Origin of the sequence: Alicyclobacillus fastidiosus, from assembly GCF_026651875.1 — a bacterium.
GTDB lineage: Bacteria > Bacillota > Bacilli > Alicyclobacillales > Alicyclobacillaceae > Alicyclobacillus > Alicyclobacillus fastidiosus.
This window is the reverse complement of the sequence record NZ_CP104067.1, coordinates 3728866-3742662: the sequence shown is the minus strand read 5'-3', so window position 1 is coordinate 3742662 and position 13797 is coordinate 3728866. Positions and strand designations below refer to the sequence as shown.

The window sequence follows — 13797 nt, the reverse complement described above, 5'->3', positions numbered from 1 at the left end:
GTCTTTCCAAGGATGAGGTCTACAAAGTTGGCATCTGGGTTGCTGGCAGTGGGGAAGAACTCTCCGACACAGGAGACGCAGGCGCATTTAAACCTTTGGAGATAAATATCTCCCCGTTCCGATACAATGCAGACCCCTTTGTCCCGTGAATGGAAATGTCCTCCCACCAGTTCATATTGGCACTACCGACAACATTCAACGTTCCCATGGCACCTCCCTCAAAACGCACAGTGAGCGCTGAGTCGATGTCGACTTCCGTTCCTCGATTGTCGATATGTGCCAGAACCGATTCCGGATTGAGTTGTGTTAGCCAGAGGACCACATCGATCAGGTGAGAGCCCGAATCGTTTAATTGACCACCGCAAGATAATTCTTTATTCTGCCTCCACGTACCTCGAGTTCCTTCCAACCATGCCTGTGCCTGGTACGCACTTATGAAGCGAATCTCGCCAAGTTCACCATTTTCAATCAGTTGCTTTAAATACAGGTACGGCCCCTCCGTATGTCGTTGATAACCGACAACAAGGTGCCGATTCACCTTGTTGGCACACTCAATAATTTTGAGAGCATCTGCGGAGCCTGCCACAAATGGCTTTTCCATCAAGACATGCAAACCCGCATGCAAACAAGCCATGCCTTGCTCAAAATGTTGACTATGCGGTGTAACGATGATCGCCGCATCTGCCTCAACAGCATCGAGTGCATCGTTCAAATGAGTAAACACCTTGACATCAGATAGGTGGGGGAAATTTGACTTCACACTCGCGATCGATTTTTCAGATGGGTCTACCAATGCAACGATCTCTGCGTCTTTCAGATTGACTATTCTGCGAATATGAGCTTGCCCCATACCTCCGACTCCAATCATCAAAAAACGAACCTTATTCACTCGGTATCTCCCCTTCAGGAAAAATATTGGGCTAAATACGTAAATGCCTTGGTAATTCCTTTTAATTCCTGTTCAATCGAACCCCAATATCTTGCATCCTCCAGCTCCACACTGATGCAGCCCGTGTAATTTATGGTTTGTAGCCGATAAGCCAGGCGGTTCCAATCTATTTCACCATCTCCTGGAATGCAGTAACGCCACGATCCCTCGGAAAAGGCAGGAAGAGAGTCCAACCGTGCATTTAAATTCCCGTAAAGGTACTGCTGTTCTGGTAGAAGTTCGGTATCTTTCCCGTGACAGTGCACAATCCGATTCGAAAATTCGTCGAATACTCGCAGGTAATCAATGCCGAGGCGTACTAAATGCGACTAAACCGATTTCCACTAGTCGCTCTGCAGTGCGTGAAAAATCTTCCATCATCAGATGGGGTGAAAGTCGTGTTCCGATAGGTATATTCACTGATAGCTACCTCTCTTTCTGCCATGTATGCAGGGAATTGATACCCAGTATATATTTCTAGTAATTGTAAAAAATTCTTACAAATGACACATGGCTACATCTTAATAGCTCCACTCGTGATTCCTCGAACAAAGTAGCGCATTAAAAAACTGAACATTAGAACAAGTGGTATAGATGACAACACAAAAGCCGCTAACTGAATGTTAAAATCGTTCTCCTGAGGAGCGAGGGGCGGAGCATGGAAATTAACGATGGCCACCGCCAATGTTTGATGGTCTCCACTCAATACCAGGGATGGGAGCACAAAGTCGCTCCATATACCGATGATATTCATTAAAGCGAGTGTGACTAAGATCGGTACAGATAATGGTATGACGATACTTCGGAAAACCCTGAAATATCCAGCTCCATCTATACTAGCTGAGTCGAATAGCTCTTGAGGGAGGGACTGAAAGAAGGATCTTAATATGAAAATGGCAAATGCTTGCCCACCGGCAACGTAGGGCACCGTCACCTCTGTAATTAAAATTGGGGACGCAGTTCATTTCACATCCCCGGTAAACAATAACTCTTAATACTTAGACAAATTAACGTGGTTTTGGATTATATACTCATGAAATCCCTGAGACACTGCCTGTTCATACTGCTGTTGCGCCTGAGAGAAAGTGATATTACCGCTGACATACTCCTGGAAAATGCCTCTTACTTGGTTGTATTCTTGAAAAGTAAAGAACTCTCCGCCATCCTCCTGGTACCAGGGTTGTTGGATAGCATCAGATACCGATTTCAATGCCGGGACTGGCTGAGTTCCTTTAAATGTGGAGACAAAGCTTCCGAGTTAATAGCCGCTTGGGCATTGTTCGGTACCGAGATATGGAGCCAAGCCAAACATGCTTGAAATTTCGCCGAAGTCATTGTCTGGTGATTTTCAAATTCTTTAGCCAAGTCTTCCATCTCATAAAGTTTCGTCGATCCTGGGGTTAACTTGACACCGGGTGCCGCAGGAGTATATGCCTGTGCAAAAAAAGTAATGTCGCCTTTATAGGATAATTTAGGTATACCTCCTTGCAGTGTTGCTTCCTGCGGGTTGTTTGACGACTGTGACACCGTGTTTGAACACCACACCCGACAATACCTACAAGAACACTGAGAGATGCTAAGTATGTCCCCACTCTTAAAACGCTGCGTCTCATTGTGCCCCTCCTCTAATAATGCGGTGTAGATTGTTCCAGAAGCGATTTCTGTGAAGCGCTTACATCTATTGCTCGAGTATATTAACCTAATGAAATAGCGGCAATTTTAATATCGGACATATATAGTACAAATATCAGACAACGATGATTTCCGAATTCAGAGGCCTTGCATTTCGGCGTCGCGTCGGGAAGACAGCTGAATATCCGTGGGCCTTGGGAGGAATGTCTATGCACATCAAACAGATTGTCGTCGCTGGTCGGTTAAACGATGAACTCGAGCAAATACTCTCTACACAGCGTGAGAAGACTTTCACATACGTCACTGACGACACGTTGACGCAAGAGTTGTTGGACAGTTCTGACGCGTTTGTCGGATTCAGGCTGGTACCGGGGCTCGACTACCATCGATTGAAGTGGATCCACTGTCTCGGTGCGGGAGTGGATGGCGTGATCAAGTACCTTCCAGGCGATGCAGATACGTTGCTCACGCGGACGACTGGGCCATTCGGTGAGAAAATCGCGGAGTACTGCTTGAGTTACATGTTGCGTGACCTGCAGCATCATAACGCGTTCCAAAGGCGACAAGAGAGTCGAACTTGGCAAGCGCTGGTGCCGGGGAACCTGGCTGGACAACGGGTTGTGGTGCTGGGGACGGGTGCCATCGGAAGCAGGGTGGCACAGGTTCTATCGTTTCTCGGAGCCAGCGTCGCGGGCATCTCGCGGCGAGGGGAGCAGGATGTGCACTTTACCCGGGTTTGGCGTATGGACGAGGTTTACAAACGGGCTATCCATTCTCCACTCTCCTGTGTGGACTGGATCGTGAATACGCTGCCGTTGACACCCGCCACACGACATGTGTTTGATGACCAGTTCTTCGCAGCGTGCAAAGGGGCGGCCTTTATCAATGTTGGCCGTGGAGAAAGTGTGGACAATGAGGCGTTGTTGAGGGCCCTTGATGCGGGGAGGATTCGATGTGCGATTCTCGACGTTTTTGACCAAGAGCCTCTACCGGCCGACTCGCCTCTGTGGCAGCGTCGAGACATACTTATCACGCCTCATATCTCGGCTGTCACCACGGCCCAGGAGGCAGCCGACTGTCTACTGTCTACGTTGGCGGAGCTCGAGCGAGGGAGTGCGCAGTTGAGCAACCGAGTCGATTTTGGAGCGGGATATTGAGCAGTCAAGAGGACCGTTCCTATTTTTTAGTTGCATAGCTTATAATTAGCTATGCAACTTGATTGGGGAGTGCAGGAAAGGGGTAGTGACATGGACTACAACCCATTACATGATTCACTAGGGTTTATGATCAGCCAAACCTATCGCAAAGTCGCCAATTTTACGATGTTACACTTCAAACCTTATGGCGTTACGACGGAACAGTGGGTGGTTCTTCTGACGTTAGCTCGCCACGAGGGCATTACGCAAACCCAATTGGCAGATTTGACGAAAAAGGACAAAACTACAATCACTCGGATTCTCGACAGCTTAGAGCGCAAGGCGTTGGTGGAACGTCGCAAAGACGCTGGTGACAGGCGTGCAATTCAGGCGTTTGTCACAGACGAAGGAAAGCGCCTGGCGAATGAGCTGGCAGATGTTGAGCGAAACGCGATAGACCTTTTGTTTGGCTCGTATACGGCGCAGGAGAAGGAACAGCTCAAAGCGGCACTCCTCGCTGTACAGAGATGTGTCGATGCACAGACCCGGGCGAGCACCCGCGAACCATCGTAAGTATCGTTTCGTGATTTGCGGGGGCACGTGTAAGCGGAATAGGGGACAATTAGAGAGACATGGAGAGGAAAACAAGGTGAAGCAAACAGACGAACATCTCGGTGGAAGTACAACGGGGGAAACTGGAGAAGCCGGGCTGCGAACGGGCAGGGAGCTACCGCCACCGCCAACTCGAGCGGGGATTCGTGGCGCATTTCAGATACGAACGGTGCCGTACCCATGGCGACGCGCCACACGCGCGGCCATCAGCATGGGCCTCACTGTGACGGTCGGTGCGCTCGTCGGAAACTTGAGTTGGGCACTGATCACGAGTATGGGGGCATTTACGGCCATTTACGCGGGAGCTGAACCATATGCGCAGCGCGCCGTGAAGTGTGCGTCGGTGGCCGTTGGCCTTTCCCTGGCACTGGGCATTGGTACGCTATTGGCAGGGAGCGTGTGGGGGATCGCGATTGCCTTGTGCGTCGTTTGTGCTGGGGCGACTTTTTTCTGTGGTGCGTGGCGCGTGCCAGTTCCATCCGCATACTTTTTCATCCTGGTGGGCGCGGTCGGGACCGGAATGCCTGTCGAGCCCGCCGCTGCCCCGTTCCGAGCGGCGCTCGTCCTGCTTGGTGGGGCGATTGCCTGGCTTGTGAGCATGGCTGGTTGGGTGGTGAACGCACACGGCCCAGAAACGCGAGCGGTCGGGTCGGCTTTTCGGTCGGTAGCCGATTTCTTGGCATCGGTCGGCACCCCATCCAACGACGCCATGCGGCATCAAGCCACTATCGCACTTCGTGATGCCCTAGAGGCGGTGACGGGTGGTGAATTGCGCTGGCGCCGGACGAAAGAAGCGTATCGACTGTACCTGCTCGTTCAGGAGGCAAATGCGTTATTTTTGTGCGGGATTCAGTTAACCCTGGAAAACCGGCCAGTCAGTCCACTTCTCGCACAGGCTGTGCGAACCTTGGGGGCACGCGTAGGGAGGACCGAGGAATCAGCCCCGATAGAAATCCCGACAATCACTTATGACACGGAAGTCCGCCGTCGGATGGCAAAGCACCTGGAAGCCGCTGTCGGGATAGCAGTAGGGAGCACACCCATTCCCGACGGAGGCGAAGTGCCCGAAGGAAGATCTTTGGGCAACGAGCTGCGGGGTGCATTTCGTAAGGAATCGCTCGTGCGGCCCGCCACAATGCGTATCGGGGTTGCCGTGGTGGTTTCGACGTTGGTCGCTTGGGCCCTTGGGAATCCCCGCCCGTACTGGGTTCCACTGACGTGTGCGTGTGTGTTACAAGGTGCGACCATGGTCGCGAGTGTCCATCGCACAGTCCAGCGGGCACTCGGGACGACTGTTGGTGTACTGATAGCGGGTGGGATCTTGGCCTTGAAGCCGCCGCTCGTCCTCGTCGTCGCGGCGATTGTGGTTTTACAGTTGATTGTCGAGTTGCTGATTGTGCGAAACTACGGCCTGGCCGTCGTCTTCATCACCCCGTTGCCGATCTTGCTGATTGAACTAGGTCACGCACAAATGAGTGTGGCGGCGCTGATAGAAGCTCGTTTCTTCGACACGATGGTGGGGTGTGCCTTGGGGCTGTTAGCGAGTTTGCTCTTGTGGCGGCGCGCTTCATCGTCGCGCGTGCGCCCGGTCATCGCGCAAGTGATCTATGCAGTTGACGACGTATTGCGATCCTGTGCGAGACCTGGCGTCAAGCCGCCGCGAGAAGTCTCATTGTCCCGCCGCGCCGCCCTACAGGCCGCGCTTATCAACTTGAGGCTCGTCTACGACAGTGCCATCAATGAGTTGCCGAACAACGGGATTGCACTCGAATCCCTTTGGCCCGTCGTCGTTTCCACCCAAAGACTTGGTTATCTCGCGCTGGCGATGACCGGCGTGCGTGGGGAACGGCCTCAGGTGTCGGACGCCGAGAGAGCAACATTAGCTCACTTAGTGCGCTCAGCAGAAACAGGCCGTCCGCCGATTCAAAACGTACCCAGTTCAGCTGCACAAACCGCATTTGGCGAAGAGATCGCTTCGTTGCGGGATGGATTGGTGACCGCCGCGACAGCCTTGTAGTTACGGTGTTCCAGGATTTGTATGGCAGTCGTCGTTACCGGGACTTGTTCAAGTAACGACGACTCAGTTCTCGGAACCATTCCTCGTCTTTTAAATCGAGTGACAAGTCGATGAGTGCTTGAACGTCGTTCGGTTTTAACGTGGGTTCTTCTGGTATGGCCATCGAAGCAGGGCACGTGTAATGCTTGCCTGTCGATGGGACAAAGATGACATAGGATTGTTTTTCAGGTACGTTTTTCACAATAAACCCAAGTAACGCTTGATGTTGAAATAAGAATGAGACCCAGTCCCCGAACTGTAATTTTGCTACATCCATACGATCTCCCTCTTGTTACCCCGTGTATCGCTCACGGCTCCGACTTTTATCCAGTAAACGTTTCTGTAGAACGCTCGGTCACGGACAAAATGGAAAGTCGTATCCGCAATTGGGGTTCTAGGCCTCTGATATGGTTGGTGATACCCTGCCGACGCGTTCAACGTACATGTAGAAAGGGTCGTTAGAACGGGTGCTGTTTAACAGCATTTGCGCACGGGTGATGAATTCGCCTGTTGTCCTCACACAGTACGCGCTTGCCCGCACCCTGTCCTACACGTTTCCATACCTTGTATCGTAATTCATTCATTCCGAAATGAGGAGGTTGTCGCATGGGTACCTTCGGGGCATACACACGTTGGGCAGACTGACCAGGTCCTTTTGTGGTCACATAGCTTGCGTGCCTTATCAATGAAAAAATGGCAGGTCCTGGCCTATTGACGGAAAAGATTGGGCTGGTATCCTTTTTTGTGAGTTAAACAATTTTTTCAATCATTTCTACGACCTTTCAGCGATCTTTTGAAAGCGCTTGTTCTGTTTCTGCAGAGTCCGAGTTTTAGCACTGGGCGGTCGTTGGGTGATCATTTTCTTTAATCTGCCCGCCACAGGAAATTCAAAAGCACGTATGGTCGATAACCTACGATTGAGGGCGGAGAGTACGTTCATGGATAATCGCTACTTTGCTTTTGTGTCCCGTTCCAGACGATGGACCGAACTTGTTCGTGGTAGCCAATTGTTTCAGGAAGCGACGGAAGCGCTCGCAGAAATCGTCGGAGTGGATACGGGGTTTATTCTGTACCAAAAGCAGCTCTTTCTCAATGCATCTGAACCTCTACGAGTGCATGGGGCGTGGGGTGCGTTAAAGGACCACTTGCGAGAACTAGGAAGCAACCGTTCAGAGCAGGTGTTGGCGCAAATTCAGGAGTTTTGTCATGCAACCCCTCCTGGGTGGTCGAGAGTCGAGCACCTTTGCAGTTCCATCCAAGCTTTATGTGAGGATTGTGGGATCTACCATATTGGCATTTGGCCGTTACATATAGAACAAAAACAAGTGGGAGTTGTGGTACTCGGTTCGTCGCAGCCCGCTCTTCCACCGCACTGGAACGATATGTGTATCTGTATCCAGCAGATTGAAATCGTGCTGGAGGTCCTGTACGCCCGACGCTTTACGGAGATGAATCGACAGCAATTTCAGTCTTTAGTGGAGAACAACCCTGATATCATCTATCAAACCGACGTCTCCGGCAACCTAGTCTACGCCAACCAGTCATTTCAGGCGATCACTGGGTATTGCCCAGAAGACTTGAATTCAGCAGCGAGTCGTCGGGCGCTCGTGGTGTCAGAACATACGGAGAAAGCTGCCGCCCATCAGGCAAAGGTACTTGCAGGTAGTTCCCAATCGTATGAAATCGCCATTCACAATCGAGAGGGGCGGCGGGTACACTTGAGCATCAACAGTGTCCCTGTGGTGGTTGAGGGCGCCGTTACAGGTGTCTTTTCGATTGCCAAGGATTTGACAGGGCATATCGAGGCTCAACGAGAGCTCAGTGCGGCGAAAGGTCTATACGAATCGTTTATCAGCAGCAGCGCGGACGGCATCGCGGTCATCGACCGGGATGGACGATATCTGCGTGTTAACACGGCCTTCGAACAGATGTACGGCTGCGCAAAAGCCGATCTAATTGGTCAGTATCGCCCCTTTTACTTGGATTGTCCCGAATGGGCCATGTGGGTTCGCTCGGCTCTGCAAGGGGAGACCGTCCATACCGAGACGGGGAGAATCGGAAAAGATGGACAGTGGACAGACATCAGTGTGGCCGTGTCTCCTGTGATTGACAACGAGGGGGACGTCGTTGCTGTCTCGACGATTTCCCGCGATATTACGGAGCGCAAGCGAGCGGAGATGGCGTTGATGGAGGCGGAAACGAAATATCGCACCATCGTCGAAGAGTCTCTGGTCGGCGTATATATCATTGAGGACCACATATATCGTTTTGTGAATCCGAGGATGGCCGAGATTTTTGGATACGCCGAGCACGAGATGATCGGCCTGTGGGCGTGGGATCTCGTTACACCTGAACACCTAGAGTTATGTAGAGAGAATGTTCGAAAGCGCCTCGATGGAGAAGTCGATAGTATGCGCTATCAGATGAAGGGGCTGCGCAAAGACGGGACAGTCATCGACATAGAGGTGCACGGCACTCGGACGAGTTTTCATGGAAAACCCGTGATTATCGGGACACTGCTCGATATCACCGAGCGAACGGAGTCGGAAGAGCTCATTCGCAAAGCGGACAAGCTGGCGGTGGTCGGGCAGCTTGCCGCTGGCGTCGCGCACGAGATTCGGAATCCGCTCACGGCGTTGAAGGGGTTCGTGCAACTCCTGGCCGAACAGAGCCAAAATGAGCATTACTGCTATATCATGTTGTCAGAGTTAAACCGGATCAACCGGATCATCGATGAATTGTTACTGGCCGCCAAGCCGAGCCAACCGACGTTTGAGCGCAAGAACGTGTCAGACGTACTCAACGACGTGCTTAGCCTGATGAGTACGCAGTGCGTGATGAAAAATGTCACAGTGTCGCCGGTGATTCACCAGCAAGTCCCGGCTATCCACTGCGACTCCAATCAGATGAAGCAAGTCTTTCTAAACGTGGTGAAGAACGCCGTCGAGGCGGTGCCGGTCGGCGGAGCCATTCAAGTATACGTGCTTTTACAGGGCTGTGACCACGTGTTGATTCGCATCGTCGACAATGGGCCTGGAATCCCCGAAGATAGGCTTCCAAAACTTGGGGAGCCGTTTTATACAAACAAGGACACCGGAACGGGTCTGGGTTTGATGGTAAGTTATCGTATCGTTGAGACGCACCGCGGGACCATGAAAATCCACAGCGACGAAGGCTCGGGAACCACGGTCGACATCGTTCTACCCATCGATCAGGAAAGCCCGCCGATGGAGGCTCCCCTGTTTTAGTCAAACGTTAGATTCAACTTGGGGATTTTGATGCAGAGCTTCCCGTTCGTGAACACTGCGCTCGCAAACGCCTCGTCGACGGCCGTCGGCAGTGCGATGGTTCGATAGGGGTGGTCCCCGCCCTGCTGGTGTGGCTTAAGGTATAGATGAACGGCGTGAGGTGAGACGATCACGTAGACGTCGTCGAGTTTCTCCATACCAGGTAACGCGGCGTGAATGGTGATATCGGTTTCCGTTTCTCGCAGGTCGATGTCATTCGCTCCCAGAGTTTCGTTGAAATGAAATGAAGGCGGGACACCATGTGAATTCGGTATCGGTTCTTCGCCATGAGAAGGGATTGGCATGTGTGACACCCCCGGTTTGTCTACTCACCGCATATCATGTCCGAAAGCGCCGGGTAGATACCAAATGCCAGTTGACAGGCGCCGAGAAGCGTGGCCATACCTCATGCCGACATCATGAGGTATGGCCATTTGTGATGTTAAGCCTTGTACTGGTAAATTCCACGGCCCACCCGTACGATTTGTCCGTTCGACTTGTTGATGATACTGCTCATTTTTACCGACGGATTACTGCCCCATTGGACGTCTTGGGTCAATGTACGCAGTTCATCGGATTTGACTGGACGCCCGATCTCTCGCAGCGTGTGCACGACCAGCTCAACTTCCTGGGCGACGCGTCCAGTTTGAGTGTTCGTACTCGCGCTCGACTCACTTGCGTGGTCTACCGTATCTGACTTCGCATCCGCTGATTGCTCATCCACTTCGCTAGGGCGAGCAGGAATCTCGTTATCTACTTCAGGCGCTTCCGACAGGACACTCACGGCCGGCAAGGGCGTATCGTCAGAGGTTTCGTTCGCATGTTCCGTTTCAACCACCGACACCTCGGGCGCACCTGCGTGCGAGGATGATTGCGCAGAGGATTGCGCAAACGATTCGATCTGGGTTGCAAGACTTCTGGTGATGCGTTCGATATCCGTGACAGCTTGCTGGAGTAAGTCTCTCATCTGCCGTTCCACTGCGCGTTCCACGATGTCTGGGAGGGCCTTTGCAATAGCCGCTTCCACGGCCGATGAGAAAATCGTCGAGAACGTTTGTAGTCCTTCTTGCGTAAACGTCGCAGCGACGTTGTCGACATTCTGCTGGTAGCGCGGTGCACCTTGTGGAGCGCGTGGATTGCGGTTGTTTCGTCGGTCATTGGGTTTCATATTTGGATTGCCGGGCTCTTTCGTCGGATCGATAAACGGTGATTGATTTACTCGAGGTGGTTGGCCTTGAGTCCACGTCATATCTGCACAACTCCCTATTTAGATTGAAATCGCCACTTTGATAAAGTGAGTGATAAACTCTCTCGAAGCCGCTCAACGGGTACACTCAGTATATAGATTTGCTCACATGAAGGATGTCGAAACTAGTAGTCGGCGCAAAGATTCTATTGGCTATCTGTAGGAACAGATGTTTTGCACGTAACATGAGCGTAAAGCAACGCTGGATCGGAACGCGTTACGTGCCGAATTTCCGTTGAGGCGATGTGAGATTGGTACCTTAACAGCTAATTTAACCCTACTCGTGCAGGAAGTGCAACCTGCTTTAGGATTAGATGGCCTTGGGACGTGATCTGAATGCGAAAAGGGGGCTGTGGTTTCTGTAGTGTATGCAATGTGATGTCATTTTGAACCCGCCCTGCGGCCGCTATTCAAATCATTGCACCATAGTTGCCGTTGCGTCGAATTTCGGAAGCCAGCACGCTGTTGAGCTGTTGATCGATGTCGAAACGTGCCCTAAATCGTCGCACGGAGGGATAAAATATAATTTTCTGAGAAATATAGTTGAGCCACTCTGTGTGGTAGAGCATCTTGAATCTCCTATTTGCGAGTAGTTTTAGACCGCGGTGGCAGATATTCACGCTTCGGATAATGCAGACACGTTGGTGCATAAACATTTAGAGGGTTGAGAATATCAACATCCGGTCAAACTGGTATAGAGAACGCATTTTCTTGATTAAGGTCACAGTGTAGGCGAGGGGATCGTATGTTTCGACGCGTAGAGGCGGAGCTCACACATGCTTTGCAAGTGTTGACGGACATTCAGGTCGCATTGAGTGAAGCGTGCATCGTGACCATCATCGACCAAGATGGGCGATTGATGTATGTGAATGATAAGTATTGCAAAATCACAGGATTTGTTAGTGAAGAGGTTCTCGGACAGTCTTATCAGACACTTATCGACGGGGAATTGAAGCCTGACATCGAGCGCGAGATGTATACGGCGCTATCGAACGGACGAGTGTGGAGCGGTGAAATTCAGAGCCGTAGCAAAAAAGGTGATCAACTGTGGGTGCAATCCACTGTTGTACCCTTTCTGAACGATCAAGGAAAACCGCACCAATTTATTTCCGTGAGCACGGATATCACCGATAGGAAGCGTGCGGAGGAGGCGCAGCGCGAGCGCGAACAACAGCTCTACACGCTGATCAACGCCATGCCTGACGTCGTATTGTTCAAGGACGACAAGGGTCGATGGCTAGAGGCAAACGAAACCGCGCTACAACTCTTTTCAATAGAAAAAAAGTCCTGGTACGGCAAGACGATGACTGAGATCATGGGGACTAGCTGTGCAGCCACGACCCTCGTTCATGAAGACGACACGTTGGTTTGGGAACACGGTGCACCGATACGCGAAGAAGCTAGTTATACGCCTATCGATTCACGTCCTCGCACGTTTGACACCATCACAATACCCATCTATCGGACGAATGGAGGTCGGCACCGCGTACTCGTGATTGGACGCGATATCACGGAGCGCAAACAACATGAACAGGAAGTCAAAACCCTAAAAGAAGAATTTGAATCCATTTTTAATTGCTCTGCCGACGCCATTTGCCTGTTCGATCTCAACGGAGTACTGTTGCGGACGAATCAGGCGTTCGAGGCGATGTATGGCTGGTCGGGACGCGAGTGTGGCGGCCGCTTTTTGCCGCTTTCAGAATGGAACGACGAGGTCCGTGAATGGCTGCAGTCCGTTTGCCAATCCGGATGTCAAATCTCTCGTGAAACCGCGCGTAGGCGCAGGGATGGCGAGTCAATCGACGTGAGTGTCACATTGTCCCCAATCCGCAATGCAGATGGAGATATCGTCGCTGTTTCAACCATCGAACGGGACATCACGGAGCGGGTTCGGACCAGTGAACTCCTGCTGCAATCGGAAAAACTCTCGGTCGCCGGGCAATTGGCCGCCGGAATCGCTCACGAACTGCGAAATCCAATGACGGTTTTGCGCGGATTTACGCAGATCATCCAAAACAATCCGGAAAAGACGTATCAATACACGGATGTGATGTTACACGAGTTTGATCGGGTCAATTCCATTGTCGAAGAACTATTGACCCTTGCCAAACCACAGGCTGTCAAATACGAAAACAAAGATATTGTGAAAATGCTCGAACACGTCGCCTTGCTCCTGGAGACGCAGGCGGTCCTTCGAAATATTCGGTTGGTCCGGCGCTTTAGCGCCAAGGAACTCGTCATTCCGTGTGTGGAGCACCGGATCAAACAGGTGTTTATGAACATCCTGAAAAACGCCATTGAGGCCAGTGATGACAACGGGGAGATCGAAATCTACGTGGATCAAGTCGGCGACTCTGCAGAGCTTCGATTTGTCGATCACGGCTGTGGTATCCCGTCGGACCAGTTGCGCAAACTTGGGGAGCCGTTTCATACCACGAAGCCTCACGGCACGGGATTGGGTTTGCTGGTTACACATCGAATCATTTCTGAGCACAAGGGCAGCGTGAGCATCAAGAGTGAAGTCAACTCCGGAACCGAGGTTCGGATCGCCATGCCGGTGCCCAGTGTGACTGTGAAGCAAGCGCAGTCGTTTTAAAGGTGTTCGAGTACCTATTGCAAATCTCACCGAGGGTGGTAAATTGAGGGTGAGCGTGACCGGCCGTCGGTTGGGTGACCGTCGGGATAGCTCTATTTTTCGCGCTCGTCGTAACCGGATTGTGATCTAAAGAGATGGAATGCCACCCTCTGCGGGTGGTTTTGTTTATACGCGGTCTCTCATAGACCGCCGTGGTACGAAAGATTGTGATGTCCCTTTAATCCGGTACGGTGGATGAAGGAGACTATCGACGCGAGGTACTCAGACGTATGACGTGGAAACAACGTAAGCAAGCTGTGACCGT

12 protein-coding genes are annotated in these 13797 nt (G+C 51.7%); 5 read left to right on the top strand and 7 right to left on the bottom strand.

Annotation, left to right across the window (positions count from 1 at the left end; translation table 11 throughout):
- Positions 1-19: 19 nt before the first annotated feature.
- From NZD89_RS18420 to NZD89_RS18415, 3 genes are all read right to left on the bottom strand, one after another.
- The gene (locus NZD89_RS18420) at positions 20-889 is read right to left on the bottom strand and encodes a Gfo/Idh/MocA family protein (RefSeq protein WP_268004231.1); all 870 of its coding nucleotides are present in this window, start codon (positions 887-889) and stop codon (positions 20-22) included.
- A 553-nt stretch (positions 890-1442) separates the two neighbouring features.
- The gene (locus tag NZD89_RS29770; RefSeq protein ID WP_369125211.1) at positions 1443-1856 is read right to left on the bottom strand and encodes a carbohydrate ABC transporter permease; all 414 of its coding nucleotides are present in this window, start codon (positions 1854-1856) and stop codon (positions 1443-1445) included.
- Between the two features lie 278 nt (positions 1857-2134).
- Positions 2135-2455, bottom strand: coding sequence for a hypothetical protein (locus NZD89_RS18415; RefSeq protein ID WP_268004230.1), 321 nt, complete (start codon positions 2453-2455; stop codon positions 2135-2137).
- Between the two features lie 314 nt (positions 2456-2769).
- On the opposite strand from NZD89_RS18415, the gene NZD89_RS18410 reads away from it, so the two are divergent.
- From NZD89_RS18410 to NZD89_RS18400, 3 genes are all read left to right on the top strand, one after another.
- Positions 2770-3717: a D-2-hydroxyacid dehydrogenase gene (locus NZD89_RS18410; protein ID WP_268004228.1), complete on the top strand. Its 948-nt coding sequence runs from the start codon at positions 2770-2772 to the stop codon at positions 3715-3717.
- A gap of 90 nt (positions 3718-3807) precedes the next feature.
- A complete protein-coding gene (locus tag NZD89_RS18405) occupies positions 3808-4269 on the top strand; it encodes a MarR family winged helix-turn-helix transcriptional regulator (RefSeq protein WP_268004227.1) in 462 nt (153 codons plus the stop codon).
- A 76-nt stretch (positions 4270-4345) separates the two neighbouring features.
- Positions 4346-6325, top strand: coding sequence for an FUSC family protein (locus NZD89_RS18400; RefSeq protein ID WP_268004226.1), 1980 nt, complete (start codon positions 4346-4348; stop codon positions 6323-6325).
- 34 nt (positions 6326-6359) lie between these two features.
- Here NZD89_RS18400 and NZD89_RS18395 read toward each other — a convergent pair whose 3' ends face one another.
- Positions 6360-6641, bottom strand: coding sequence for an IDEAL domain-containing protein (locus tag NZD89_RS18395; protein ID WP_268004225.1), 282 nt, complete (start codon positions 6639-6641; stop codon positions 6360-6362).
- A gap of 661 nt (positions 6642-7302) precedes the next feature.
- Here NZD89_RS18395 and NZD89_RS18390 point away from each other — a divergent pair.
- Positions 7303-9612, top strand: coding sequence for a PAS domain-containing sensor histidine kinase (locus NZD89_RS18390; RefSeq protein WP_268004224.1), 2310 nt, complete (start codon positions 7303-7305; stop codon positions 9610-9612).
- Here NZD89_RS18390 and NZD89_RS18385 read toward each other — a convergent pair.
- The 3 genes from NZD89_RS18385 to NZD89_RS18375 all read right to left on the bottom strand — a co-directional run bounded on the left by NZD89_RS18385 (position 9609) and on the right by NZD89_RS18375 (position 11466).
- Entirely contained in the window at positions 9609-9956 is a 348-nt protein-coding gene (locus NZD89_RS18385) for an Hsp20/alpha crystallin family protein (RefSeq protein ID WP_268004223.1), read from the bottom strand. The two genes, NZD89_RS18390 and NZD89_RS18385, sit on opposite strands and share 4 nt — an antisense overlap.
- Positions 9957-10093: 137 nt before the next feature.
- Complete coding sequence (locus NZD89_RS18380) at positions 10094-10900, bottom strand: hypothetical protein (RefSeq protein ID WP_268004222.1); 807 nt, start codon at positions 10898-10900, stop codon at positions 10094-10096.
- 407 nt (positions 10901-11307) lie between these two features.
- Positions 11308-11466: a hypothetical protein gene (locus NZD89_RS18375; protein ID WP_268004221.1), complete on the bottom strand. Its 159-nt coding sequence runs from the start codon at positions 11464-11466 to the stop codon at positions 11308-11310.
- Between the two features lie 176 nt (positions 11467-11642).
- Here NZD89_RS18375 and NZD89_RS18370 point away from each other — a divergent pair, with 176 nt between their 5' ends.
- Positions 11643-13493 carry a PAS domain-containing sensor histidine kinase gene (locus tag NZD89_RS18370; RefSeq protein WP_268004220.1) on the top strand — a complete coding sequence of 617 codons (1851 nt, stop codon included), beginning with the start codon at positions 11643-11645 and terminating at the stop codon, positions 13491-13493.
- Positions 13494-13797 lie beyond the last annotated feature (304 nt).

Excerpts from the sequence above, each read along its gene's own strand:
- NZD89_RS18380 (WP_268004222.1), bottom strand. The coding sequence starts at position 10,900 with ATGACGTGGACTCAAGGCCAACCACCTCGAGTAAATCAATCACCGTTT.
- NZD89_RS18370 (WP_268004220.1), top strand. The coding sequence starts at position 11,643 with ATGTTTCGACGCGTAGAGGCGGAGCTCACACATGCTTTGCAAGTGTTG.
- NZD89_RS18405 (WP_268004227.1), top strand. The coding sequence starts at position 3,808 with ATGGACTACAACCCATTACATGATTCACTAGGGTTTATGATCAGCCAA.
- NZD89_RS18410 (WP_268004228.1), top strand. The coding sequence starts at position 2,770 with ATGCACATCAAACAGATTGTCGTCGCTGGTCGGTTAAACGATGAACTC.
- NZD89_RS18375 (WP_268004221.1), bottom strand. The coding sequence starts at position 11,466 with ATGCTCTACCACACAGAGTGGCTCAACTATATTTCTCAGAAAATTATA.
- NZD89_RS18395 (WP_268004225.1), bottom strand. The coding sequence starts at position 6,641 with ATGGATGTAGCAAAATTACAGTTCGGGGACTGGGTCTCATTCTTATTT.
- NZD89_RS18390 (WP_268004224.1), top strand. The coding sequence starts at position 7,303 with ATGGATAATCGCTACTTTGCTTTTGTGTCCCGTTCCAGACGATGGACC.
- NZD89_RS18385 (WP_268004223.1), bottom strand. The coding sequence starts at position 9,956 with ATGCCAATCCCTTCTCATGGCGAAGAACCGATACCGAATTCACATGGT.